Origin of the sequence: Bacillus niameyensis, from assembly GCF_001375535.1 — a bacterium.
Lineage (GTDB): Bacteria > Bacillota > Bacilli > Bacillales > Bacillaceae_C > Lederbergia > Lederbergia niameyensis.
On record NZ_LN831197.1, the window covers coordinates 345,578 to 369,607 of the forward strand.

General features: G+C 37.2%; 30 protein-coding genes and 1 other annotated feature. Of the genes, 26 read left to right on the plus strand and 4 right to left on the minus strand.

What is annotated here, in order from left to right; all coding sequences use genetic code 11:
* The first annotated feature begins 113 nt into the window (after positions 1–113).
* The 16 genes from BN1243_RS01690 to BN1243_RS01765 all read left to right on the plus strand — a co-directional run bounded on the left by BN1243_RS01690 (position 114) and on the right by BN1243_RS01765 (position 12,668).
* Positions 114–1,145, plus strand: a complete 1,032-nt coding sequence (locus BN1243_RS01690; RefSeq protein ID WP_062104553.1) for a hypothetical protein — start codon at positions 114–116, stop codon at positions 1,143–1,145.
* 94 nt (positions 1,146–1,239) lie between these two features.
* Complete coding sequence (locus BN1243_RS01695) at positions 1,240–1,818, plus strand: Maf family protein (protein WP_062104554.1); 579 nt, start codon at positions 1,240–1,242, stop codon at positions 1,816–1,818.
* A gap of 37 nt (positions 1,819–1,855) precedes the next feature.
* Complete coding sequence (gene radC / locus BN1243_RS01700; protein ID WP_062110292.1) at positions 1,856–2,527, plus strand: RadC family protein; 672 nt, start codon at positions 1,856–1,858, stop codon at positions 2,525–2,527.
* Between the two features lie 173 nt (positions 2,528–2,700).
* Complete coding sequence (locus tag BN1243_RS01705; protein ID WP_062104555.1) at positions 2,701–3,720, plus strand: rod shape-determining protein; 1,020 nt, start codon at positions 2,701–2,703, stop codon at positions 3,718–3,720.
* Positions 3,721–3,946: 226 nt separating this feature from the next.
* The gene (mreC, locus tag BN1243_RS01710; protein WP_062104556.1) at positions 3,947–4,819 is read left to right on the plus strand and encodes a rod shape-determining protein MreC; all 873 of its coding nucleotides are present in this window, start codon (positions 3,947–3,949) and stop codon (positions 4,817–4,819) included.
* The gene (gene mreD / locus BN1243_RS01715; RefSeq protein ID WP_062104557.1) at positions 4,819–5,337 is read left to right on the plus strand and encodes a rod shape-determining protein MreD; all 519 of its coding nucleotides are present in this window, start codon (positions 4,819–4,821) and stop codon (positions 5,335–5,337) included. The genes mreC and mreD overlap by 1 nt, the downstream gene beginning before the upstream one ends.
* Positions 5,338–5,476: 139 nt before the next feature.
* Positions 5,477–6,157: a septum site-determining protein MinC gene (gene minC, locus BN1243_RS01720; RefSeq protein ID WP_062104558.1), complete on the plus strand. Its 681-nt coding sequence runs from the start codon at positions 5,477–5,479 to the stop codon at positions 6,155–6,157.
* A gap of 1 nt (position 6,158) precedes the next feature.
* Entirely contained in the window at positions 6,159–6,962 is an 804-nt protein-coding gene (gene minD / locus BN1243_RS01725) for a septum site-determining protein MinD (RefSeq protein WP_062104559.1), read from the plus strand.
* A gap of 166 nt (positions 6,963–7,128) precedes the next feature.
* Positions 7,129–7,890 (plus strand): M23 family metallopeptidase, encoded by a 762-nt coding sequence (locus tag BN1243_RS01730; RefSeq protein WP_062104560.1) that lies wholly within the window; start codon positions 7,129–7,131, stop codon positions 7,888–7,890.
* Positions 7,883–8,749, plus strand: coding sequence for a site-2 protease family protein (locus tag BN1243_RS01735; RefSeq protein ID WP_062104561.1), 867 nt, complete (start codon positions 7,883–7,885; stop codon positions 8,747–8,749). Before BN1243_RS01730 ends, BN1243_RS01735 begins: the two co-directional genes overlap by 8 nt.
* 70 nt (positions 8,750–8,819) lie before the next feature.
* Positions 8,820–8,897, plus strand: a sequence feature (ribosomal protein L21 leader region).
* Positions 8,898–8,911: 14 nt separating this feature from the next.
* Positions 8,912–9,220 (plus strand): 50S ribosomal protein L21, encoded by a 309-nt coding sequence (rplU, locus tag BN1243_RS01740; RefSeq protein ID WP_062104562.1) that lies wholly within the window; start codon positions 8,912–8,914, stop codon positions 9,218–9,220.
* A 14-nt stretch (positions 9,221–9,234) separates the two neighbouring features.
* Complete coding sequence (locus tag BN1243_RS01745; RefSeq protein WP_062104563.1) at positions 9,235–9,564, plus strand: ribosomal-processing cysteine protease Prp; 330 nt, start codon at positions 9,235–9,237, stop codon at positions 9,562–9,564.
* Positions 9,565–9,576: 12 nt separating this feature from the next.
* The gene (gene rpmA, locus BN1243_RS01750) at positions 9,577–9,861 is read left to right on the plus strand and encodes a 50S ribosomal protein L27 (RefSeq protein ID WP_062104564.1); all 285 of its coding nucleotides are present in this window, start codon (positions 9,577–9,579) and stop codon (positions 9,859–9,861) included.
* 328 nt (positions 9,862–10,189) lie between these two features.
* Complete coding sequence (locus BN1243_RS01755) at positions 10,190–10,768, plus strand: Spo0B C-terminal domain-containing protein (protein WP_230200077.1); 579 nt, start codon at positions 10,190–10,192, stop codon at positions 10,766–10,768.
* Positions 10,769–10,773: 5 nt separating this feature from the next.
* Positions 10,774–12,066, plus strand: coding sequence for a GTPase ObgE (gene obgE / locus BN1243_RS01760; RefSeq protein ID WP_062104566.1), 1,293 nt, complete (start codon positions 10,774–10,776; stop codon positions 12,064–12,066).
* Between the two features lie 146 nt (positions 12,067–12,212).
* On the plus strand, positions 12,213–12,668 hold the full coding sequence (locus BN1243_RS01765; protein WP_062104567.1) for an ACT domain-containing protein: 456 nt from the start codon (positions 12,213–12,215) through the stop codon (positions 12,666–12,668).
* Between the two features lie 106 nt (positions 12,669–12,774).
* On the opposite strand, the gene BN1243_RS01770 is transcribed toward BN1243_RS01765, so the two are convergent.
* Complete coding sequence (locus BN1243_RS01770; RefSeq protein ID WP_062104568.1) at positions 12,775–13,317, minus strand: transcription repressor NadR; 543 nt, start codon at positions 13,315–13,317, stop codon at positions 12,775–12,777.
* A gap of 178 nt (positions 13,318–13,495) precedes the next feature.
* Here BN1243_RS01770 and safA point away from each other — a divergent pair, with 178 nt between their 5' ends.
* The 3 genes from safA to BN1243_RS01785 all read left to right on the plus strand — a co-directional run bounded on the left by safA (position 13,496) and on the right by BN1243_RS01785 (position 16,273).
* Positions 13,496–14,584, plus strand: coding sequence for a SafA/ExsA family spore coat assembly protein (gene safA, locus BN1243_RS22920; protein WP_062104569.1), 1,089 nt, complete (start codon positions 13,496–13,498; stop codon positions 14,582–14,584).
* Positions 14,577–15,551 (plus strand): phosphotransferase, encoded by a 975-nt coding sequence (locus tag BN1243_RS01780; protein WP_062104570.1) that lies wholly within the window; start codon positions 14,577–14,579, stop codon positions 15,549–15,551. Before safA ends, BN1243_RS01780 begins: the two co-directional genes overlap by 8 nt.
* A gap of 134 nt (positions 15,552–15,685) precedes the next feature.
* Positions 15,686–16,273 carry an intercompartmental signaling factor BofC gene (locus BN1243_RS01785; RefSeq protein ID WP_062104571.1) on the plus strand — a complete coding sequence of 196 codons (588 nt, stop codon included), beginning with the start codon at positions 15,686–15,688 and terminating at the stop codon, positions 16,271–16,273.
* A gap of 18 nt (positions 16,274–16,291) precedes the next feature.
* Here BN1243_RS01785 and BN1243_RS01790 read toward each other — a convergent pair whose 3' ends face one another.
* On the minus strand, positions 16,292–16,660 hold the full coding sequence (locus BN1243_RS01790) for a general stress protein (RefSeq protein ID WP_062104572.1): 369 nt from the start codon (positions 16,658–16,660) through the stop codon (positions 16,292–16,294).
* A gap of 221 nt (positions 16,661–16,881) precedes the next feature.
* On the opposite strand from BN1243_RS01790, the gene ruvA reads away from it, so the two are divergent.
* Genes ruvA through yajC form a run of 6 tightly spaced genes read left to right on the plus strand, consistent with a single transcriptional unit; the run spans position 16,882 to position 21,219 of the window.
* A complete protein-coding gene (ruvA, locus tag BN1243_RS01795) occupies positions 16,882–17,490 on the plus strand; it encodes a Holliday junction branch migration protein RuvA (protein ID WP_062104573.1) in 609 nt (202 codons plus the stop codon).
* A gap of 17 nt (positions 17,491–17,507) precedes the next feature.
* Entirely contained in the window at positions 17,508–18,509 is a 1,002-nt protein-coding gene (gene ruvB / locus BN1243_RS01800) for a Holliday junction branch migration DNA helicase RuvB (protein ID WP_062104574.1), read from the plus strand.
* Positions 18,506–18,712, plus strand: a complete 207-nt coding sequence (locus BN1243_RS01805) for a DUF2905 domain-containing protein (RefSeq protein WP_062104575.1) — start codon at positions 18,506–18,508, stop codon at positions 18,710–18,712. The genes ruvB and BN1243_RS01805 overlap by 4 nt, the downstream gene beginning before the upstream one ends.
* Before the next feature lie 3 nt (positions 18,713–18,715).
* Positions 18,716–19,747 (plus strand): tRNA preQ1(34) S-adenosylmethionine ribosyltransferase-isomerase QueA, encoded by a 1,032-nt coding sequence (gene queA / locus BN1243_RS01810; RefSeq protein WP_062104576.1) that lies wholly within the window; start codon positions 18,716–18,718, stop codon positions 19,745–19,747.
* A 14-nt stretch (positions 19,748–19,761) separates the two neighbouring features.
* Positions 19,762–20,910, plus strand: a complete 1,149-nt coding sequence (gene tgt, locus BN1243_RS01815; RefSeq protein ID WP_195892146.1) for a tRNA guanosine(34) transglycosylase Tgt — start codon at positions 19,762–19,764, stop codon at positions 20,908–20,910.
* A gap of 36 nt (positions 20,911–20,946) precedes the next feature.
* The gene (gene yajC / locus BN1243_RS01820; RefSeq protein WP_062110296.1) at positions 20,947–21,219 is read left to right on the plus strand and encodes a preprotein translocase subunit YajC; all 273 of its coding nucleotides are present in this window, start codon (positions 20,947–20,949) and stop codon (positions 21,217–21,219) included.
* A gap of 61 nt (positions 21,220–21,280) precedes the next feature.
* On the opposite strand, the gene BN1243_RS01825 is transcribed toward yajC, so the two are convergent.
* The gene (locus tag BN1243_RS01825) at positions 21,281–21,670 is read right to left on the minus strand and encodes a TIGR04086 family membrane protein (protein ID WP_268258078.1); all 390 of its coding nucleotides are present in this window, start codon (positions 21,668–21,670) and stop codon (positions 21,281–21,283) included.
* A gap of 151 nt (positions 21,671–21,821) precedes the next feature.
* Here BN1243_RS01825 and BN1243_RS01830 point away from each other — a divergent pair, with 151 nt between their 5' ends.
* Positions 21,822–22,469, plus strand: a complete 648-nt coding sequence (locus BN1243_RS01830; protein WP_062104578.1) for a DUF421 domain-containing protein — start codon at positions 21,822–21,824, stop codon at positions 22,467–22,469.
* Between the two features lie 5 nt (positions 22,470–22,474).
* Here BN1243_RS01830 and spoVB read toward each other — a convergent pair whose 3' ends face one another.
* On the minus strand, positions 22,475–24,025 hold the full coding sequence (gene spoVB, locus BN1243_RS01835) for a stage V sporulation protein B (protein WP_062104579.1): 1,551 nt from the start codon (positions 24,023–24,025) through the stop codon (positions 22,475–22,477).
* Positions 24,026–24,030 lie beyond the last annotated feature (5 nt).

Below are 24,030 nucleotides of genomic sequence, written 5' to 3' on the forward strand. Positions count from 1 at the left end.
ATATAAAAAATTTGACGAAAACCTTTTTGCGCTAGACGACAAAAGTTTCGTCTTTTTTTTTTTCTCGTATGGTAGCATAGAACAAACTCAAGTGGGCGGGAGGTATTTTTAGATTGGAAGAACAAAAAAGTAGCCAAAATCCAGCAATCAAAATCACATTAAATGGAAAAGAACGCCCTTTTACGGAAGAAACCGTCATTCGAGATTGGAAAGCAGCATCTGAGCAAGCCTCTGCAACAGCGTCTGAGGATCAAACAGAGGATGATGATTTTGATTGGATCTTACCAAAAGAAGAACATAGAGAAGTTCCGGAGTTTAAGCTAATTCACACTGAAGCTCCAAAGAAAAAACGACCAAATCGAAATTGGAAGTTCAAATCTAGTATGTTACACCCAAACATGAAAGGGTTTATTATCTCCTTTTGTTTGGCTGTCGTAATCGGTGTCGGAATGGGAATTTTCATATTAAAAATTTCTAAGACAGAAAATACAGCACCTGTAGTAGGTACGGAAACTACACCTCCAAGCGGACAAACTGAGGAAGAGGGGAATCAGATAGTAGAGCACCCTGTAAAATTTCCCGCTTGGAAGATAGCTGTTATTCAAGGCGGAGTTTTCTCTGCACAAGAAAAAGCAGATGCAACAGCAAAAGAACTCAAAAACGAAGGATATGCGAGTATCGTTATACCAATCGATAATATGTATTATCTATTTTTTGGTGTAGCAGGACAATTGCAAACAGCTAAAACATGGGAAGTAAGTTTGAAAGAACAAGGTGTAAATAACGGTGAAGTTTACGCAAAGGAACTGGATATAGGACAAAAAGAAATAATATTTTCTTCAGAAGAAGAAGGTAACCAGTTTTCAAAAGTGATAAACAATTTTTCATTAATCGCGGACGAAGCTGTTAATATACAAACGAGCGGAAAGACAAATGAAAGTGTAATTAAGGATGCACTGGCATTACTAGAAAAAGAAGCTGATAAAACTTATGCAAGTTCAGAAGCAAATGAACTAAGTAGTAAGTTAACAATTGCCACTAATAGTTTAATGCAATATACTAGTTCTGCAAATAAAGAGGAACTATTTAAAGCGCAACAAGCACTACTTGATTATATTAAAATATACTTTGGGATAAGCGCATGAATGAAGCTTGTCCCTTTTTCTATTGTTTCTTTACCCTTCCTTTGGTACGATAGATACATGTATCTCCCAATCTTAATAAAGGCAGGGCATCCACATGCAGGATCTCGTACTAGCTTCAACTTCACCCCGTAGAAAAGAATTACTCCAGAAATTAAACATTCCATTTATCACCTTTGCGCCTAATGTAAATGAATCCATAAGCTTAGATCGTTCTCCCCAAGATATTGTTATGACTCTATCTTTGCGAAAAGCGAATGCAGCGCTAAATACCTATCCGGATTCTATCATCATCGGTTCAGATACGATCGTTGTATCTGGAGGTAAAGTTCTTGGAAAACCCGATAATGAAGAGGATGCAAAACAGATGCTTAAACAGCTTTCTGGCCAAGTTCATTCAGTCTATACAGGTGTAACAATTATCGACAGTACTGAGTGCATCAGCTTTTTTGAAAAGACAGATGTAGAGTTTTGGACTCTTGAGGATGTAGAAATTGAACAATATGTTGAAAGCGGGGAACCGCTCGATAAAGCTGGAGCTTATGGAATCCAAGGTTTGGGTGCACTTCTTGTAAAGTCAATTCAGGGGGATTATTACTCAGTCGTTGGTTTGCCAATTTCTCGTTTGGCCCGTTCTTTGAGAAGAAAGGGATTCTTTTTTCAAAGTAAACGATGATCAAAGGAGGAATATCTTGAAAAATAATGAAACGTTAATGATTCGCGATTTTCCTGTCGATGAACGACCACGAGAGCGACTTATAAAAAATGGCCCGGAAAGTTTATCTAATCATGAACTTCTTGCCATATTACTAAGAACAGGTTCCAAATCTGAATCAGTTATACAATTAGCCAATCGGTTACTAACTCATTTCGATGGTTTGACGGGTTTGAAAGATGCTGTAGTGGAGGAACTAACGAGTATTAAAGGAATTGGGCAAGCAAAGGCGGTACAAATTGTTGCTTCCGTGGAATTGGGAAGGCGGATTAGCAACCTTACTTTTAATAACCGCTTCATTATTAGAAGTCCCGAAGATGGTGCCAATTATGTCATGAATGATATGCGTTTCCTCAGCCAAGAGCATTTTGTATGTCTTTATCTGAACACCAAAAATCAAGTTATTCATCGGCAAACTGTCTTCATCGGTAGCCTCAATGCCAGTATTGTCCATCCAAGAGAGGTTTTTAAGGAAGCTTTTCGCCGTTCAGCCGCCTCAATTATTTGTTTTCATAATCATCCCTCCGGAAATCCGACTCCATCCAGAGAAGATATTGAAGTAACACAACGACTCGTAGAATGTGGAAAAATGTTGGGAATTGAAGTATTAGACCATTTGATAATTGGTGACAAAAAATACGTCAGTATGAAAGAAAAAGGGTACATGTAACACTATTATTTTGAATGTGGTTAAGATATAATAATACTTGCGTTTTGTATTAGTGAGTGAGATTATTCATTAAAATTCCGGTGAAAATTCAGGGAAATTGGCAAAAAACGTAAAAATTTACTGTTATACGTACTATAATAATAACATTCGCCATAAGAAAGGGAGATACATACATGTTCGGATTCGGTACTAAAGATTTGGGTATCGATTTAGGTACTGCAAATACTCTAGTCTTTGTGAAAGGTAAAGGAATTGTACTTAGAGAACCATCTGTTGTGGCTCTACAAACCGATACCAAAAAAATAGTAGCTGTTGGAAATGATGCGAAAAACATGATCGGACGCACACCGGGTAATATTGTTGCACTTAGACCGATGAAAGATGGAGTCATCGCTGATTATGAGACAACTGCTTCTATGATGAAATATTACATAAAACAAGCTATTAAAGGAAAAGGAATAGGAGGCAAGCCTTACGTAATGGTTTGCGTTCCATCGGGAATTACTGCAGTAGAACAAAGAGCTGTTCTAGATGCAACTCGCGAGGCAGGTGCACGTGAAGCTTATCCGATAGAGGAACCATTTGCAGCGGCAATTGGCGCAAATTTACCTGTTTGGGAACCAACTGGAAGTATGGTCGTTGATATCGGTGGGGGTACTACAGAAGTGGCTGTTATTTCTCTTGGAGGAATAGTGACAAGTATGTCCATTCGTACGGCAGGAGACAATTTTGATGAATCGATCATCGCTTATATTAGAAAAAAATATAATTTGTTAATTGGTGATCGTACTGCAGAAGCTATTAAGGTCGAAATCGGTTCTGCTGGAGAAACAGAAGGCTTTGCTCCTATGGAAATTCGCGGACGAGATTTACTTACTGGCTTACCAAAAACAATAGAAATTACAGCTGAAGAAATTTCAGGTGCCTTAAGTGATACAGTAAATGCTATTATTGATGCTGTGAAAAACACGCTTGAAAAAACTCCACCAGAATTAGCAGCCGATATTATGGATCGAGGTATTGTGCTTACAGGTGGGGGAGCCTTATTACACAATATGGATAAAGTAATGAGTAAAGAGACGGAAATGCCTGTTTTAATTGCTGATGAGCCACTAGATTGTGTAGCCATTGGTACAGGGATGGCTCTTGATCATATCGATATCTTTAAGAATAAAGCGAAGGATTCTCGCTAAAACATTTGAATTTGAAGAATTCCAGTTTGTTTTTAGTTAAGAAAGTAATAAATTTTGCTAGTGCTGGATCAAGCTCCAGCGACTAGCAGACTTTCGAGTTTTTCGAAAGTAAAAACAGACACTTCCTACAGGATCCATTTTTACTTTATATCGTTATAGAACTAAAAAGTTTGTACGTCGCACTTGCACTTTTCTTAACGGTAATCAGAAAATAGAGGTGTAATGAATGCCCCAATTTTTTCTAAATAAACGTCTGATTATCCTTCTTATCAGCATAATTATTCTTGTCTCACTAATCGGCTTTTCTTTGCAGGAAAAAGAAAATATCTCACGGCCGGAGCAGATTATAAAAGATGTAGTCGGGTTCGGTCATTCTTTAATTTCTAGACCTGCCCAAGGAATAGCAGGATTTTTTGAAAATATGCAAGATGTTAAAAATACTTATACTGAAAATCAAAAGCTAAAGGCTCGTTTGGAAGGCCTGGCAAAGCTTGAAAAGGAAATATCAGATTTAAAAAAAGATAATGAAGAGTTGAGAGATGTATTAAAAAAAACCGACAACCTGCGTGATTATCGAGCCATCCAAGCTACGGTTCTTACAAGGGATCCCGAACGATGGGACGAAAAAATCATCGTAAACAAAGGGGAAATGAGCGGGGTAAAACCGGATATGGCTGTCATTACTGGTAAGGGCTTGATTGGAAAAGTGATCAGTACTTCCGAAATGACTGCAACCATTGAGTTATTAAGTTCAGAGAATACAAAAAACAGAGTATCTGCTGAAATTCAGGGTAAAGAAAAAGAAGGTATTTTTGGATTAATTAGTGGGTATGATCGTGAAAAAAAATTATTATTGTTAAAAGACATTCCTGTTGATAAGAAAATCGAAGCGGGACAAAATGTTGTCACATCTGGTCTTGGTGGTGTATTCCCAAAATTACTAGATGTTGGTAAAGTGAAAGAAGTAGAAATGGACCGGTATGGTTTAACTCAAATTGCCTATATTGAACCTTCTGCCGATTTTTATGATTTTGAACATGTCATAATTATCGAACGTTTAACAGGGAAAAATCAAGGTGAAGGTAAGGTGGAAGAATGATGAAAAGACTAATTCTTCCTCTTCTTTTATTAATTGGTTTTTATTTAGAAGGTATATTCGTAGAACTTGTACGAAATGGTTCATTTGGTTTAAATGTAATTCTAGTCCCCCGCTTTTTAACTGTACTTTTTGCAGTTATGGGTATTTACTACGTACGTAACTATTCCTTAATTTATGCGGCTGTATTCGGTTTATTATTTGATGTGTACTATACGGAAATTATTGGCATTTATTTGTTTTTGTTTCCAATCATCGTTTATATAGCTTCTAAAATTACGAAACTTCTGCAAGCGAACATTCTAACCACTTTTTTTGTAGTATTACTAAGTGTTGCATTAGTAGAGTTTGTTGTTTATGGGTTCAATGTATTTGTTTTACAAAAGGAAATGGAACTAGAAGAATTTGCTAAAAGCAGATTATGGTCAACATTAGGATTGAATCAACTCTTCTTGCTTCTTATTTATTATCCTTTTAAAAAATTACTGTTCTATCGAAAGAAAGATGAACTTCATGAATAAATTTTTTCACTTTAATTTCGTTGTTTGTCAAATGAAGAAGATGACGATTGATGAAATATAAGCTAAAATGTAGATAATGGACTGCTGAAAGGAGATAAAGGGCACAGTTAGTTATTGGAGTCTCCTTTGCCCGTACCATATGAAAAATAGACAGAATGTAATGATAAAAGGTACAAAAAACGGTCTTTCATTACAATTAAATGATCAATGCTCGTATGAAGCATTACTTTTAGAGTTAAAGGATAAACTTTCAGAATTGCAAGGGGTAGACGTTGACAGTCCTCTTATTTCGGTGCGAATCCTTACTGGGAATCGTTTTTTAACAAACGAGCAACAAGAGCAACTTAAAGAAAGCATCCGAAATATGAAAAATCTAGTAGTTGATGAGATTGTGAGTAACGTAATTCCAAAAGAAGAAGCTCAGCGTTTAATTGATGAGCAGGAAGTAACTTCGATTGCAACCATTGTTCGGTCTGGACAAATTTTGGAAGTACCAGGGGATCTATTGCTTGTCGGTGATGTTAATCCCGGCGGAACAGTAAGAGCGGTTGGTAACATCTTTATTATGGGTGCACTTAAAGGAATTGCTCATGCTGGTTTTAGTGGGAGAAGTGATGCGGTAATTGTCGCATCTTTTATGACTCCATCACAACTTCGGATAGCCGATTCCATTAGCCGAGCTCCTGATCATTATGATCAGGAAGGACAGCACCAAATGGAATGTGCATACATAGATGAAACACAACAAATCATAATTGACCGCTTACAGGTTTTGAAACAGATCAGACCAAATATTACGAGATTCAAAGGGGGACAATAGTATGGGTGAGGCGATTGTAATTACATCGGGTAAAGGAGGAGTTGGTAAGACTACTACTTCCGCAAACCTGGGGACAGCTCTTGCCCTGCAAGGGAAAAAAGTTTGTCTTATTGATACGGATATTGGTCTAAGAAATCTTGATGTTGTATTAGGACTTGAAAATCGGATCATATATGACCTCGTGGACGTTGTGCAAGGAAAATGCAAGCCCCATCAGGCATTAGTTAAAGATAAGCGTTTTGAGGACAAGTTATTTTTACTGCCAGCTGCTCAGACAAGTGATAAAACGGCTGTTTCGCCTGAGCAAATGAAACAGCTAGTTAATGAGATTAAGCAAGACTATGATTATATTTTAATTGATTGTCCTGCTGGTATTGAGCAAGGTTATAAAAATGCAATTGCAGGTGCTGATCGCGCTATTGTCGTAACAACACCAGAAATTTCCGCAGTTCGTGATGCGGATCGGATTATTGGACTGCTTGAAAAAGAAGAAAAAATTGAGCCTCCCAAATTGATTATTAATCGGATTCGTAGTCAAATGATGAAAGATGGAGACGTACTAGATGTAAATGAAATTGCTCAACATTTGTCGATTGATTTACTTGGGATTGTTCAAGATGATACTGATGTTATAAAAGCTTCTAATCAGGGAGAACCTATTGCATTAAATCCTAATAGCAAGGCTTCAATTGCTTATCGAAACATTGCAAGAAGAATACTTGGTGAATCCGTACCGCTTCAATCTTTGGATGATGAAAAAACTGGCATTTTTGCAAAGCTGAAGAAGCTTTTTGTTCATTCTTAAATCCTATCTTTCTTTTAAGGCTGCTTAAGAGTCAAGTTTACTGACTTTTAAGCAGCCTTTTATTAATTAAGTCGCTACTATTATTTGACTTGTTACTCAGTAAATTTGGTCATAAATGAAGGGGACGAGTCATAGTGTAGTAGAAAATGGCTAAGGGGATGGGGATTTGAGCAGGAGGATTGATGAAGTAAGAAGGCAAATAAGCCGGAAAAGAAAACAATATGGAGTGATTCGAGATAAAAAAATAGAAGAGGACTTTTTTCAAGAGAGTGAGTTGCACCCTTCCGTTTATGAACCAGATCGAAGTAATACATTCCACCCTTTATGGAATAAAGAAGTCTTTTTAATGAAAATTCTTGCGGCAGCTATTCTTTTTTTCGCCATGGCTATTATTTTTCAATCACCATCTCCAAAATTGGAGAAGGCAAAGTTAGGGATAAAAGAGGCTATGGGAAAGGAATTTCAATTTGCAGTTGTAGCTGATTGGTACGAAGATACATTCGGGAAACCACTTGCTCTCTTTCCTACATTGCCTGCTGGAAATGAAACTGATAATAATGAAGTACCTGACCACTATGCTTCACCGGTAACCGGAAAGGTATTGGAGCCTTTTTCAGATGAAAATCAAGGAATTCTGATTGAAACAGGGACGGGGGCAGAAGTAGAGGCAATGTCGGCAGGAACAGTTGTTTTCGCTGGTAAGCGAGAAGATCTCGGTAATACAGTTATAATTCAACATGCTGATTATACTGAATCTTGGTATGGAAAGTTAGATCATATTTCTGTAAAACCTAGGGAAAAAGTTAATGTCGGAAAGGTCGTAGGCACTGTTTCGGCGGGAAAAGAAAATGAAACAGGTGAATTCTATTTCGCTATTAAGCAACAAGATACTTTCATAGATCCTATTCAGGTGATGAAAATTGAATAAATTTTGGCGGTTGTTTAGCAAAATAAGAATTCATCCGCTCCTATGGGTTATTATCGGACTCGGAATTGCTACCGGGTTCTTTTGGGAGTTACTTATTTTATTTACAATCGTTTTTATTCATGAACTAGGTCATGCTGCAATGGCTCAACATTTTAACTGGAAAATAAAGCAAATCGTTATTTTGCCTTTCGGTGGATTTTGTGATGTTGATGAGCATGGTAATCGAAGTATGAAAGAAGATCTATTCGTTATTTTGGCTGGACCAGCTCAACATATAATAATTGCCTGCCTCGTTCCTCTTTTTCAAATGACTGGAATCCTTTCAAATGAGTATGGTGAGATCATAACACGATATAACTTAATGATTTTATTTTTTAACCTTCTACCAATACGTCCACTTGATGGCGGGAAAATAATTCATCTCTTGCTCTCTGTCTATAAACCTTATTTACAATCATTTCAATTATCTCTAATTAGTTCTAGTCTTATCCTAGTGATATTCCATATTTTGATCCTTGTTCTGTCACCTTTAAATTTGAATATATGGCTTATATTATTATATCTAGATATTTGCTTATGGTCTGAATGGAAACAGCAAAGGTATATATTTATGAGGTTTCTTCTGGAACGTTACTACGGTCGAAATGAGGATTTTTCTCAGTTGAAAACACTTAATGCAAGCGGAGAAGATTATCTATATCAAGTATTGATAAGGTTCAACCGTGGGTGTAAACATCTAATTGATATTGGAGGAGAATTTGGGCAAGCGAAATTAGATGAGAATGAAATTTTGCATGCTTATTTTACTGAAAAAAGGGTACGTGCTCAATTAAAAGACCTCGTATATGACCAAGAATAAGTTCTTTCATATGGATTGTTATTGACACAAAAGCTGCTATGTGTTAATATTTTCATGTTAGTTTGTAGCACCCGTGCTACAACCGCACATACCAGGTTGAAAAGCTCCAATAACTGGACACCTGTCTATGGCGAGTCTGAGTCTAATAAGGAGGTGCAAGTCATGTACGCAATTATTGAAACTGGTGGTAAACAAGTTAAGGTAGAAGAAGGACAAGTTCTTTACGTTGAGAAATTGGATGTAACTGAAGGAGAATCTTTCACATTCGATAAAGTCCTTTTTGTAGGTGGTGACAACGTAAAAGTTGGTACTCCTTTTGTTGAAGGAGCTACTGTATCGGCAAAAGTTGAAAAACAAGGCCGTCAAAAGAAAGTTGTTGTCTTCAAATACAAAGCTAAGAAAAACTACCATAAAAAGCAAGGTCATCGTCAACCATACACAAAACTTATCGTTGAGAAAATCAACGCTTAAGAGTATAAATTCCGATGATACGAATTCTAATTGAACGAACAAATAATATGATCAGTTCCTTTACAATGGAAGGGCATGCTGATTTTGCTGAAAAAGGTCAAGATATCGTGTGTGCCGGTGTTTCGGCTGTTGCCTTCGGTAGTGTAAATGCTGTTATGGCACTAACTGGAGTGGAACCCGAAATCGAGCAGACGGAAAGTGGATTTCTTAAATGTTCGATACCAGAACAATTAGAGAAAGAAACGTCAAGTCAGGTACAATTACTTCTCGATGGAATGGTTGTTTCGCTGCAAACGATCGAAAGAGAATATGGCGAATATCTAAAATTGACATATAAAAAATAGGAGGTGGAATTCATGCTAAGATTAGATCTTCAATTTTTTGCTTCCAAAAAAGGGGTAGGTTCTACTAGAAACGGCCGTGATTCAGAGGCAAAACGTCTTGGTGCTAAGCGTGCTGATGGACAATTAGTTACTGGTGGTTCTATTCTTTATCGTCAACGTGGTACAAAAATTCACCCAGGTGAGAACGTAGGCCGTGGAAGCGATGATACACTTTTCGCAAAAGTTGACGGTATTGTGCGTTTCGAACGCGTTGGTCGTGACAAGAAAAGAGTAAGTGTATATCCTGTTGCCCAATAAGATAACCGAATCTAAACGAAAGCTCTAGCCATTGAAGGTTAGAGCTTTTCTTATTTTTATCTACTCCATCAAACGAGCGTCTTCCGCTTTTCGTTGTCCAGCTCAAGCCGCCCAGCGACTAGCAAACTTTCAGCTTCTTCCTACGATAAGTCAACATCGGTTCGTCCTGTCGGCCTCACCGTGTTTCCTTTATCTCAGGCCAACAGGACGTTGGTCAGAACGGTGTTGCGCCAGGACGGCGCGTCTTTAGCCGTTCATCCTTATTGTAAAGTTTGTACGTCGCTAAACGGGCGTCTTCCACTTTCTGTATGATATACTAAAGAGACGATTGAAGTTTGATGGAAAGGACATAATGATGAATAGTGAAAGCAAAAAGATTCTAGATACACTACAGTATGCACGGCATGATTGGCTTAATAAAGTTCAATTAATTAAAGGTTATCTAGGGCTCGGAAAAATAGATCAAATCGAAAGAATTATTGATCAAATTGTAATCGAATCTCAGCACGAATCCCGGCTTACCAAATTAAGATTGCCTGAATTTGCGGTTCTATTAATGACCCACAATTGGGGAGGACTTTCGTTTCAATTAGATTTTGAAATGGTTAGTGATTATAGAGTTGAAAAGATCAATGAAACTCAATTAATGGAATGGATGAATGCTTTTTTTATCCAGTTAAATAATGCTGTTCATCCCCTTCATGAAAATCATCTGCAAATTCTAATTGAGCCACAAACAAATCAGCTTGATTTAGCGTTTCACTACGAAGGGATGTTGAAAGACGATCAAGTATTGCAACAATGGTTACATAATCAAGCTAACATACAAGAGTACTTGTATTTAGAAAAAATAACAAAAACTGAATTCAACCTAAAAGTTACGTTTCAAGCGCATAGATCGGAGTGAAAAAAATGTTTGTCGATCAGGTAAAAATTTATGTTAAAGGCGGAGATGGCGGGAACGGCATGGTCGCTTTCCGAAGGGAAAAGTACGTTTCAATGGGAGGACCTGCTGGTGGCGACGGAGGTAGAGGTGGAGATGTAATTTTCCAAGTAGATGAAGGTTTACGCACCTTAATGGATTTCCGTTACTCTAGGCATTTTAAAGCTGCACGGGGCGAACATGGAATGTCAAAAAGTAAACACGGTCGTGGTGCTGAAGACTTAATCGTAAAAGTGCCGCCCGGTACAGTGGTGACAGATGCAAATACAAAAGATATTATAGCAGATCTTGTCGAGCATGGTCAGCAAGCGATAATTGCTAAGGGAGGTAGAGGCGGCAGAGGAAACATTCGATTTGCGACTCCAGCGAATCCTGCTCCAGAAATTGCAGAGAATGGTGAACCTGGCCAGGAAAGAGACGTTACACTAGAACTAAAAGTTTTGGCTGATGTTGGTCTCGTCGGATTTCCAAGTGTTGGAAAATCAACCCTTCTTTCAGTTGTTTCCGCAGCTAAACCGAAAATTGCTGAATATCATTTTACAACAATCGTTCCTAACCTTGGAGTTGTGGAAACAGATGATGGCAGGAGTTTTGTGATGGCTGACTTACCTGGATTGATTGAAGGTGCTCATCAAGGAGTTGGACTAGGCCATCAATTTTTGCGCCATATTGAGAGAACGAGAGTTATTGTCCATGTTATTGATATGTCGGGTACTGAAGGTCGTAATCCATACGAGGATTTTGTTACGATTAACAAGGAATTAGAAAAGTACAATTTGCGATTACTTGAGCGACCGCAAATTATTGTAGCTAATAAAATGGATATGCCTGAATCTGAAGAAAATTTACAAGCATTTAAAGATGAACTTAATGAAGAGCATCCGATATACCCAATTTCTGCGATTACAAGACAGGGAGTTCGTGATTTATTATTTAGGATTGCTGATCAACTGGAAACAACTCCTGAATTCCCGCTCTTTGAAGAGGCTTCAGAAGAGCAAGAGATCAATCGAGTTATCTATCGTCATGAAAAGAATCCTGATGAGTTTTCTATTTCAAGAGATCCCGATGGTAGTTTTATTCTAACTGGTGAGAAAATTGAGCGGTTATTTAAAATGACGGATTTCTCAAGGGATGAATCCGTTCGGCGCTTCGCAAGACAAATGCGAGGAATGGGAATTGATGATGCGTTACGAGAACGCGGTGCAAAAGATGGAGATACAATTCGAATATTAGAATTTGAATTTGAATTTGTCGAATAGCTTTAAATATGCAAAGATAGAACCTGGGGAGTACTGATTTTTTAACAGCCACATAGTGGAGTAATGGATAGAAAAAGCAGTTGAAAAGTACATTGCTAAATTTATCCTGTAAGAAAAGCTTACACTATTCTAATGGGGGAGAGGGTATGGCTAAAAAAGAGTACCATCAAAAATTTTATTTAGTCAGGGAAGATGTACTTCCTGAAGCCATGAAAAAAACTTTAGAGGCAAAAGAATTAATCGATAGAGGGAGATCAGTGTCCGTATGGGATGCCGTTCAACAGGTGGATTTAAGTCGAAGCGCTTTTTACAAATATCGTGACACGGTATTACCTTTCCATCGAGTTGTTAAAGAGAAAATTATTTCACTATTTTTTTATCTCGAGGATAAGCCAGGAGCACTTTCAAAACTTTTAGGGGTTGTAGCGAATAACGCTTGCAATGTGCTAACGATTCACCAAACGATTCCATTACAAGGCAGAGCCAACGTAACCCTTTCTCTCGATATAGCAAGTATGAATGTTGAAATTGATGAACTGTTATCAGAGTTAAATAGGCTTGAATTTGTAGATAAAGTAGATGTATTAAGTTCTGGAGGGTAAGTAAATATTTAAAGAAAAAGCCGTGTCTGCTGAAATATGCAGTTCCTGGCTTTTTTATTTATCTTCAGAGAAAGGGATAGCGTTGTTCCTCATTAATTTCACTTGATTAGTTTTCTTCCAATAAGATACCAGCTTTTTTTAATTCCTGTTCTACTTTCTCAATAGCTTCTTTGGTTGAAGCTAGCAATGTATGTAAATGAATGCCTGATGTAAGATCAGCTAGAAGGGAGGCTTTCGTTTTACTGACTTTATGTAAAAACTCTCGAACTTCTTTACGATTTGAGACCATAAGCGAAGCGGTTAACTCTCCATATATGGGATGTTCCACCGTAACATTTTTCACTGTAACCCCATGATCAACAATAATGTTTAATTCCTCTTCGGCTTGAAATCGATCGTGTAAACAAACGATGGTTTTTTCAATTTGGTTGTTTTCCTGAGGTAATTTCATGTACAGATAGCCTTGGCTTGTTGCTATTATCGGTTCATTGCGTGCTTTCAATAAATTAATATCCCCTACAATGACTTGCCTACTGACATGCGCTTTTTGAGCAAGGGCACTCCCGGTAATCGGCACTTCACTTTCTTTTAACAGGTTGAGCAATATTTCTCTTCTTTCTTCCCCAAAAAGCTTTCTTTTCTCTGACATTATGGCAATCCTCCGTTTCTTTCTGATGTATTGATTTTAACATAAATGCAGTGAACCTTCTTCCCTTCAAACTTTGGAATAATCTTTATAGAAATATCATAAGTTTTGATGAAGATTATTAGCAAATTGCCTATTTATTCATACACTATATGGACTTATGCCTGAGGAGGGGAAGTATGTGAAGATCCATATCGTACAAAAAGGAGAAACGCTATGGAATATCGCCAAGAAGTATGGCGTGAATTTTGATGAATTAAAAAAGATGAATGCCCAGTTATCTAACCCAGAAATGATTATGCCGGGAATGAAAATCAAAGTTCCGGGTTCTGGGATGAATGTGAAAAAGGAGATGCCTAAACATTTTGGTGGGGTAAAGGAAGCTCCTAAGGCAGAGCATCCATTTCTACCTAAAAAGGAAGCGCCTTTACCAGTTGCAAAACCTCCAAAAGAAAAACCTAAGGAGGTACCTTATCAAATTTATCAACCAGTTATGCCAGAAGTACAGCCCTTGCCAGAAATTGATATTAATAACTACTACATGGTGAATATGAAACAACAGCAGGTGCAACAGCAAGTACAACATGAACATCATGAACATCATGAACATCATGAACATCATGAAGAATCACCAGTGACGCAAGAAATGCCAGTTCAAGAGGAAGTAGCACAACCAATGTACTATTATCCTCCAATGGCGATGCCTTGCTTTGATCCTTGTTATAATCCTTGCTATAACCCTTGCTTTGATCCATGTTACCCACATATGCAACCATTTAACAATCAAATGATGCCAATGCATCAAGTACAAGGGATGATGTCAGCACCATATCCAATGATGCAACCCCAGGTGATGCCATCAATGCTCCCAGGGATGCCAATAGCAGGATATGACACGATGCCACAACAATTTGATGTGGAATCATCAAGCCACCATCACCATATGCATCATGATCAAATGGAAAGCTCAGATGCTTGGCAATACAGTGGAGGAGCACCAGTAATGCCGGCAATGGAGCAAGCACCATTTTATGGTAATGTACCGATGATGGGACATCAGCAAATGCCTCAACAGGCCTTCGCACCTACAGGGAATTGTGGTTGCGGAGGAAATTCTTTTCTTCCACCACAGCCTTATGGGTGGCAAGGTCAACCAATGCCAATGAATCCTGTCCCGAATTATGGGTTCGGAGGCTATCCTGTAGGTACTGCAATGCCTGCCACATATGCGATGCCTGTTAGACATGATGAAGGCAACGACGATGAATAAGCCATTTTTATATGGGAGAGACGGATGGAATCGCCGTCTCCTTTCTTTTGTAAAAGAACAATCTGGGTTGCCATTCCATCATATTCAAAGGTTAAAACAAGGAGTATGGCTGTTATCAACAAAAAAGCAACAATGGATTTTGAAGGAATTCTTTACAGTTGCCAAATTCAATGTTCAAGCATTATTCACGAAGGAATTAAGGGCACGCGGATTTATGCAAACATATAAAATCTATCCGAAGGCATTGATTTTAGATAATCGAGTATTTGCCCTTATTCAGTATATAGAACCCAATTCGCCTGGAACATTTCAATATAATCAAAACGAAAATGTTGTCGATGCTATAAAATTACTAGTCGATTTTCATCAATTGACGGCAGAGTTAGTTCCAACATTTCAAAATAAAATTTCTCGCTTTTACCAATTAAATAAATGGGAAAAAAGACTGGGACACTTTGAGCAGTCACTAAAACTACATACAATCAACCCTATAGTGTCACATTTGAAGAATTTTTCAAGTTATGGCAATTGGGCGATGAAAAAGATGAAGAAAGAGACCAATTTTTTCACATTGGAACCACTCTGTATAATTCACGGTGATGTAGCAAGTCATAATTTTATTAGAGGCATAGATAAAAAACTATATTTAATCGATTTTGATTTAATTGGAATCGCACCGGCACATATTGACTACTTACAGATGGCTAATCGCATTTTGCCATTTTTGAACTGGAGTGATAGAAAGTTATTTTCTTATTCTACGTTTAAATACTTTGAGAATTCCTATCCTTTTCTTACAGCACTTGCTTACCCTGCAGACATTTTTAGAGAATGGTTGCATTTTGTAAAGGAAAATCCCCGTGAACAGAAGAGGAAATGGCCGATGATAGAGCGAATGATACTGAACCAATATAAACAACGCATTTCATTCTACGAAAGAATTAGGGAGAGGATAGAGGCGTTATAAATAATAACGATAAAATGAAGTGCTAAAAAACTTTTATGGAAGAATCAGCTATGTTTTGGATATTCATGTTATTTTTTGGGCAATCTATAGTCTGAAGATGGAAATTATTTTTTAGGCTATCAGAGGTGATCCGCATGAGTTTTAAGGCAAAAGTGCTGATTTCATTTTTAGTGTTGTTTGCTATTAGTCATCTGCAATATTTTACGGAAGAATTTACTTATAGTAATAAAGGTTTGGTGAACGCGAAGAATGAAGAAGAGCATGTGGTCATTCCGGATACTCCCCTTATACTGGATGTTACTTTGAAAAGAAGATATTTAGATGGAGAAGTAAGCGAAGAAAGAGTTCAGGAAACGATTTGGGCATTAGAAGATTTTTGGGCGAAATATGAATCATGGCAATTAGTCGATATAGACGAAGAAAATATCGTTTTTGAACAATCTGTGGACGATATCTCGCCACTATTAAAAGTTAACGGTTTTTTTGGCATTACAGATGATGGAACATTGTCAATTTTTAATGGGGATCCCGGACAATCAGAAATTATCCAGTCTTTTTTCCAAATTGATATAAAAAAATTAGAAGGAAAAAAACGGATGGAATTAAAAAGGGGTATTCCAGTTCAATCTAAAGAGGTGTATACAGAGGTTCTTGAGGCAATGAGACAATATTCGATTGAATCTGACTCTGAGAATACAAAAAAGACTAGCCCGGCCATCTGAAAGCCGGGCTAGCAGTATTTAAATGACAGGTCTTTCTTCGTCACTGCCATCTTCTACAAGTACGAGGATTTTTCCATTTTCTACATCGTTAGCATATGTTTTAGCATCCTCTTCTGCGACGCCTAATTTTACTAGGAAATTAGAGTATGGCGATGCATTCACTTCTTTTTTTGAAAATAATGACCGCCAAAATCCCTTCTTGTTCTCCTCAAGCCTAAAGCTATCATCGGCAGCTACCCCTGATTTTTCCTCAATGAATTTTTGATCATAATTATCCTGGGTGATAATCAAAATGTGATTTTTATCAACTCCCTTTTCTTTTAAGGAGTTGATGGCCCTTAAAGCTTCAAAAGTGGATGAAAATGACCCAACAACGTTCTTATTCATACATAAATTCCTCCTTAATTTGAATTCATAGAATAATAGCTGCCGGAAACATTAGATGAAGTTATTTTTGATGTTGAATAATCATTACCCTTTATAAATAGTTTATAAACATTTTCGTGAATAAAGAACTAAAAATGATGAAAGAACGTACGTTTTTCAATACAGTATGCAAGCCTTTTTTATGGTACAATGAAAGATACCAAGAAATAGGGGAGAAAAACGTGTACGATTATATTAAAGGAATGATCCATCATATTGACCCAGAGTATGTGGTCATTGATAATAATGGGATTGGGTATCACATTCTCACTCCAAATCCCTATGTATTTTCAGATAAAAAGGAAAAGGAAACAATCATTTATACATACCAGCATGTTCGGGAAGATATGATTGCTCTTTATGGTTTTGAAACTTTTGAAGAAAAACGCATGTTTAAAAAACTCATTCAAGTTTCTGGAATTGGCCCAAAAGGTGCTTTAGCTATTCTTGCTTATGGAAGACCGAATGAAGTGATTTCAGCTATTGAGTTTGAAGATGAAAAATTTTTAGTGAAATTTCCTGGAGTCGGAAAGAAAACGGCTAGGCAAATGATCCTTGATTTAAAAGGAAAATTAGATGATGTTATTCCAGCCCTTGAGTTAGTTACTGATGTGAAAAAAGAACCATCTTCGAACGTTGAGATAGAAGAAACATTGGGAGAAGCCTTTTTAGCTTTGGTTGCTCTTGGGTATTCAGAGCGTGAATTGAAAAAAATTGAACCGAAACTTAAAGGTAGAAATCTCACGACAGACCAGTATGTGAAAGAGGCACTACAATTGTTAATATCGTGATGAAAGGATGTTGAAGAATGGAAGAAAGGGTTTTATCAGGGGAAGCCATGATTAATGATCTCTCTTTCGAACAAAGTCTTCGTCCGGAGACCTTATCACAATATATTGGACAAGATAAGGTAAAAGACAATCTTGCCATCTTTATTGAAGCAGCGAAAATGAGAAAAGAAACACTTGATCATGTTCTGTTGTATGGTCCACCTGGGCTTGGGAAAACTACTTTAGCTGTTGTTATTGCTAATGAAATGGGCGTGAATGTTCGGACAACATCAGGTCCTGCTATTGAAAGACCAGGTGATCTTGCTGCGATTCTAACCTCCCTTCAACCAGGTGAGGTTCTATTTATTGATGAAATTCATCGCCTTCCTCGAGCTATCGAAGAAGTTTTATATCCTGCTATGGAAGACTATTGTCTCGATATTGTCATTGGTAAGGGGTCGGAATCTAGATCAGTTCGTTTAGATTTACCGCCTTTTACCCTCGTTGGTGCAACAACAAGGGCAGGTGCTGTTTCTGCACCATTACGAGATCGATTTGGTGTTATGTGCCGGTTAGAATATTATAGTGAAGAACAATTAACAGATATCGTTATGAGAACAGCCAAAATACTAGATACGCAAATCGATTGGAACGGAGGAGTTGAAATAGCTCGTCGTTCTCGAGGAACGCCAAGAATTGCTAATCGTTTACTCCGAAGGGTTCGAGATTTTGCTCAAGTTAAAGGAGATGGTATTATAACTTTAAAACTTGCGGAAGAAGCTTTGGAATTATTGCAGGTTGACCGTCTAGGACTTGATAATATAGATCATAAATTGTTAAAGGGAATTATCGAGAAATTCCGAGGTGGCCCTGTTGGAGTTGAAACAATTGCTGCAAGTATTGGAGAGGAAGCTACAACTATAGAAGATGTATATGAACCATACTTGATGCAAATTGGCTTTTTGCAAAGGACACCACGCGGAAGAATGGTTACCGAGCTAGTTTACGAACACTTTAATATAAAGGATCTTCATAAATGAATGGAATATCAAAGGTTTTGATGATCGTTGGTGGAATCATATTTCTCATCGGATTTATTTCTCAGTTTATCAAAATTGGGAAATTACCTGGAGACATTATTGTGAAAAAGGAAAATTTCACTGTTTATTTCCCAATTATGACATCTATCCTTTTAAGTGTATTGTTAACAACTATTTTTTATTTAATTGGGAGGTATAAATAGATTGTGAAACTAGATAGCTTTGATTTTGAATTGCCAGAAGAATTAATAGCCCAAGTACCATTAGAGAATCGTACATCGAGTAGATTAATGATCTTGAATAAAAAGACTGGAGAAATTCTTCACGAAAGTTTTAATCATATACTAGATTACTTACAAGAAGGCGACTGTATTGTATTAAATGATACAAAAGTGCTTCCCGCACGGTTATTTGGAATAAAAGTCGATACTGGTGCTAAGGTTGAAATTTTACTGTTAAAACAACTAAACGAAGATGCTTCATGGGAGACGCTAGTTAAACCGGCAAAGAGAATTAAAATAGGAACAAAAATATCTTTTGGAAATGGTGAATTAACAGCTGTTTGCACAAAAGAAATGGATCATGGCGGTCGCGTTTTTGAGTTTCATTATGAGGGGATTTTTTATGAAGTACTTGATAGACTTGGGAAAATGCCTCTACCTCCATACATAAAAACTCAACTGGAGGATCAGGATCGCTATCAAACTGTTTACGCAAAAGAACCGGGATCAGCGGCAGCCCCAACAGCAGGCCTTCATTTTACTGAAGAATTATTACATGAAATTGAAAGTAAAGGTATTCACATTGCCTATATTACGCTTCATGTAGGTCTTGGAACCTTTAGGCCAGTAAATGTGGAGGATATTGAAACACATGAAATGCATTCGGAATTTTATAGAATGACGGAAGATACGGCAGTTTTACTTAACGAAGTAAAACATCGAGGTGGAAGAATTATTTCTGTTGGAACTACTTCGACAAGAACGTTAGAAACGATTGCTTCTCAGAATGACGGGCAATTTCGTTCGGGAAGCGGCTGGACCGATATATTTATTTATCCTGGCTATGAATTCAAGGCGATAAATGGAATGATTACAAATTTTCATCTTCCAAAGTCTACATTGATCATGTTAGTTAGTGCATTAGCCGGTCGAGAACATGTTCTCCAAGCTTATAATGAAGCTGTTCAGCAACGCTATCGTTTTTTTAGTTTTGGAGATGCAATGTTGATTATTTGAGTAGAAAGAAAGGAATGGATGTTTTGACTGCCATACGATATGAGCTTATAAAAACGTGTAAACAGACTGGAGCACGGTTAGGGATACTGCATACTCCCCATGGATCTTATGAAACACCGATGTTCATGCCAGTAGGTACACTAGCAACTGTAAAAACAATGTCACCAGAAGAATTGAAAGAGATGGGTGCTGGCGTTATTTTAAGTAATACCTATCATCTTTGGTTACGGCCTGGTCATGAAATTATCAAGGAAGCAGGCGGTTTGCATTCTTTTATGAATTGGGATCAAGCTATTTTGACGGATTCTGGTGGATTCCAAGTATTTTCACTAAGTGATTTTCGTAAAATTGAAGAAGAAGGAGTCCATTTTCGAAACCATTTAAATGGAGACAAGTTATTTTTGTCACCTGAGAAAGCAGTGGAGATCCAAAATGCTCTTGGATCGGATATTATGATGGCCTTTGATGAATGCCCTCCATATCCAGCAACTTATGAATACATGAAAAAATCAGTTGAGCGCACCTCTCGTTGGGCAGAACGATGTTTAAAGGCGCATAACCGACCTCAGGACCAAGGTCTTTTTGGTATAGTGCAAGGTGGAGAGTTTGAAGAGCTACGAAAATTAAGTGCCAATGATCTTGTATCACTCGATTTTCCTGGTTATGCTGTTGGTGGTCTTTCAGTAGGTGAGCCAAAGGATGTTATGAATCGAGTCTTAGAGTTCACTACTCCTTTATTACCTACAAACAAACCACGCTATTTAATGGGTGTAGGCTCTCCTGATTCCTTGATAGATGGGAGTATTCGTGGCATTGACATGTTTGACTGTGTACTTCCAACTAGGATTGCCCGCAATGGTACTGTCATGACTTCCCATGGAAGACTAGTCGTGAAAAATGCGAAGTTTGCAAAGGATTTTCGACCACTTGATGAAGATTGTGACTGTTACACTTGCAGGAATTACACAAGGGCTTATATCCGTCATTTAATAAAATGTGATGAAACTTTTGGAATTAGACTTACGACTTACCATAACTTGCATTTTCTGTTAAAATTGATGGAGCAAGTCCGAAAAGCGATTAAAGAAGATCGTCTTGGAGACTTCAAAGAAGAATTTTTTGAGCGTTATGGATTTAATTCTAAAGACGCGAAAAATTTCTAATAAAAGCCTAGAGTAAAGGAGGGAACCTATATGAATATGGAAACATTAATAGGGATATCACCATTTATTATTATGATCGTGTTATTCTATTTTCTATTAATTAGACCGAATCAAAAACGACAAAAAGCTGTTCAAACAATGCAAAGCAGCTTGCAAAAAGGGGATAAGATCGTTACCATTGGTGGATTACACGGTATGATCGATGCCATTGATGAAGGGAAAATCGTCATCAAATGTGGGGATGGAAGCAGACTTACATATGATCGAAATGCGATTCGCGAAGTATTGGAATCAACGAACAAGGGCTAAAATTTTTTCAAATTGAAAAAGAAGCAGGTCAAAGGACAGATTGACAGCTTCTTTTTTTTATTTACTTAGTATTTGGAGATCCACTAACAATATTAACTCCGAGAATTCCTCCCATCATTGCGGTTATGATATAGCAAATATGATAAATAAATTGTTCAACTGAAAAAAAAGAACTGTGCCCTAAATAGTGATAGGACAATACGACGAGAGTATATAGAATTCCAGTTGCTCCTCCAATCATCCAGCCCTTTTGTTTACATTTTCCCCCACTAATGAACCCTCCAGCGAATACGGCAAAGAAAGAAATAATTGTGACGAGTAAACTGATTGATTTCTCCTGAGTTTCAGTAAAATAAAGAATAAGTGAAAAAATGAGGCTTGAAAATATAGCAAAAAGCAATATAACCATGACCCCATAAAATACAGATACAGCAAAATTTTTAGCTTCGATATCCTTTTGCCTCCCTTCAGCTAACCATTAGAAATCTACCTTAGTAAATGGTTATGCATGTACACCAAATTTAGAATCGTTTCTTTTAAAATTAAAAATCTCTATTTGGGTTATAGTAATTATAAGTAGCATTAAACAGGAGGGTATTTAAGTGAGTGCTTTTTTTATTATAGCGGGACGTACGCTTATTTTTTATGTCCTCATATTGGTCATCTTCAGGATAATGGGAAAAAGGGAAATAGGAGAACTAAGCGTTTTGGATCTTGTTGTTTTCATTATGATGGGTGAAATGGCTGTTACCGCAATTGAGCAGCATAAAGATCCTATGTGGCATTCTATTGTCCCGATGCTACTACTTTTAGCAATTCAGCTAGTAATGGCCATTACTTCTTTAAAGATTCGGAAAGTTAGAGCGCTGATCGATGGTGAACCCTCTTTCATCATAAAAAATGGGAAAATAGATGAGAAAGTCATGAAAAAAACACGTTATAATTTTGACGACCTACTTATGCAACTTCGTATTAAAGATATCTCCAATATTTCTGATGTAGAGTTCGCTATATTAGAAACATCAGGTGATCTTTCAGTGATTAAAAAAGATAAAAAAACCAAAACAGCTTCGTACACAATTCCCCTCATTTTGATGGGGGAAATCCAACTTGAAGGATTGAATGAAATTCAAAAAGATAAGAAATGGTTGCTAAAAGAGCTTGAACAACGAGGTCATCATGATATTAAGAAAATCTCTTTTTGTAGTTTTCAAGACGGAAAATTTTTTATTGATTATGATGACCTATAGTATAATTATGATCTTATAAATCGGTTAATCCACGGTATTCTAATTAAATCGTTTTTTTGCAGTAGCTTGAATGCAGTAACGAAAAGTAAATAAGTTAATGAAACAATGATGATTCCTAGAAGTAAATAAGGAAGACCTGGATAATTAATTAAAATATGTTTGTAATATAATGTGCCTACAATTCCTGTTAAAAGAGTAGCGATTATAAATTTTCCATATACGTTCAAGTAAATCGTAAAGTTAATCTTTTTTAGTACAGTAGCAAAATGAAGAATGGTTACTAATACCATCCCAACTACAATTGCAAGTGCAACACCGTTGATTCCATATTGTGGCTGGGAGGCAAAAATAAAAATAGTAGATATTTTAATGATAGAGCCGATTAAACTATTTATCATTGCAGATTTTGCCAAGTCTAATGCTTGTAACATCGCTTGTAGAGGCCCTTGACAATAACTAAAAATGCAAAAGGGTGCCATAAATTGAATGAATTCATATCCCTGCGGTGATCCATAAAGGAATGTCATTAATGGTTTAGCAAACACATAAAGTACGACTACAGATAGGCCTCCGGTTATTAGAACAAACCTCATAGCTTGCTGAAGTCGATGCTCAACCATAGCCATATTTTTATTAGCGTTTGCCTCGCTAATAGCAGGTACAAGTGAGGTAGAGAGAGAATGAGTAATAAAGGATGGTAGCATTAATAACGGCAGGGCATACCCAGTGAGTAAACCGTATTGCTCTGTTGCCATACCAGCAGCTATTCCGGCTAAAAGGAGACTGTGGGAGACGACAATAGGTTCTAAAAACCAAGAAATTGAACCAATCATTCGACCCCCAGTTGTGGGTATTGCAACTTTCATCAGCTCTTTTAATGTAGTCCTTCCACCTTTAACTGCGCCGAAAAAGTTCCTCCTAATCGGAAATTTTTTCTTGGCCTTAAACATGAGAAACAAATAAATAAGAGACGCCAGCTCACCGATAACAGCAGAACCCATTGCCGCAGCAGCTGCGTATTCAATTCCGTATGGTAAAAAATATTTAATACAAAAAGCGATCAAACCAATCCGTACGATTTGTTCTAACACTTGAGAAATCGCTGATGGCTTCATATTCTGTTTCCCTAGAAAGTAACCTCTAATAACAGAAGAGATGGCTACAACAGGGATAATAGGTGTAATAGCTAATAGCGGATAAAAAGTTCTTGGATCAGTGAATAATGTTTGCGATAAAAATGAAGAAGATAGCATAAGTGTTGGTGTGAAAATGAATGATAGTATGCCGGTGACCGTTAAAGAAACAGCTAATATCTTTTTTGTCTTTTTTCTATCACCTTGAGCTTCTGCTTCTGCTACAGCTTTAGAAATCGCCACTGGTAAGCCTAGTTGAGTAATGGTAATAACTAAAGTAAGTGTTGGAAATGACATCATATATAGCCCAACACCTTCTGCACCGATCACACGAGCAATAACAATTCTATTGATAAATCCAAGTAGTCGGGTGACAAGACCTGCTGCCATTAAGATCATGGTTCCTCTTAGAAACTTTGACATATTTG

Bases quoted from the DNA above. Each gene is read 5' to 3' on its own strand.
- mreC (WP_062104556.1), top strand. From the start codon at position 3,947: ATGCCCCAATTTTTTCTAAATAAACGTCTGATTATCCTTCTTATCAGC.
- mreD (WP_062104557.1), top strand. From the start codon at position 4,819: ATGAAAAGACTAATTCTTCCTCTTCTTTTATTAATTGGTTTTTATTTA.
- BN1243_RS01705 (WP_062104555.1), top strand. From the start codon at position 2,701: ATGTTCGGATTCGGTACTAAAGATTTGGGTATCGATTTAGGTACTGCA.
- BN1243_RS01780 (WP_062104570.1), top strand. From the start codon at position 14,577: ATGAATAAGCCATTTTTATATGGGAGAGACGGATGGAATCGCCGTCTC.
- BN1243_RS01745 (WP_062104563.1), top strand. From the start codon at position 9,235: ATGATACGAATTCTAATTGAACGAACAAATAATATGATCAGTTCCTTT.
- BN1243_RS01790 (WP_062104572.1), bottom strand. From the start codon at position 16,660: ATGAATAAGAACGTTGTTGGGTCATTTTCATCCACTTTTGAAGCTTTA.
- obgE (WP_062104566.1), top strand. From the start codon at position 10,774: ATGTTTGTCGATCAGGTAAAAATTTATGTTAAAGGCGGAGATGGCGGG.
- BN1243_RS01770 (WP_062104568.1), bottom strand. From the start codon at position 13,317: ATGTCAGAGAAAAGAAAGCTTTTTGGGGAAGAAAGAAGAGAAATATTG.
- tgt (WP_195892146.1), top strand. From the start codon at position 19,762: ATGGATGTTTTGACTGCCATACGATATGAGCTTATAAAAACGTGTAAA.
- BN1243_RS01805 (WP_062104575.1), top strand. From the start codon at position 18,506: ATGAATGGAATATCAAAGGTTTTGATGATCGTTGGTGGAATCATATTT.
- BN1243_RS01765 (WP_062104567.1), top strand. From the start codon at position 12,213: ATGGCTAAAAAAGAGTACCATCAAAAATTTTATTTAGTCAGGGAAGAT.
- rplU (WP_062104562.1), top strand. From the start codon at position 8,912: ATGTACGCAATTATTGAAACTGGTGGTAAACAAGTTAAGGTAGAAGAA.
- BN1243_RS01695 (WP_062104554.1), top strand. From the start codon at position 1,240: ATGCAGGATCTCGTACTAGCTTCAACTTCACCCCGTAGAAAAGAATTA.
- spoVB (WP_062104579.1), bottom strand. From the start codon at position 24,025: ATGTCAAAGTTTCTAAGAGGAACCATGATCTTAATGGCAGCAGGTCTT.
- yajC (WP_062110296.1), top strand. From the start codon at position 20,947: ATGGAAACATTAATAGGGATATCACCATTTATTATTATGATCGTGTTA.
- rpmA (WP_062104564.1), top strand. From the start codon at position 9,577: ATGCTAAGATTAGATCTTCAATTTTTTGCTTCCAAAAAAGGGGTAGGT.
- radC (WP_062110292.1), top strand. From the start codon at position 1,856: ATGATTCGCGATTTTCCTGTCGATGAACGACCACGAGAGCGACTTATA.
- minD (WP_062104559.1), top strand. From the start codon at position 6,159: ATGGGTGAGGCGATTGTAATTACATCGGGTAAAGGAGGAGTTGGTAAG.
- ruvB (WP_062104574.1), top strand. From the start codon at position 17,508: ATGGAAGAAAGGGTTTTATCAGGGGAAGCCATGATTAATGATCTCTCT.
- BN1243_RS01785 (WP_062104571.1), top strand. From the start codon at position 15,686: ATGAGTTTTAAGGCAAAAGTGCTGATTTCATTTTTAGTGTTGTTTGCT.
- minC (WP_062104558.1), top strand. From the start codon at position 5,477: ATGAAAAATAGACAGAATGTAATGATAAAAGGTACAAAAAACGGTCTT.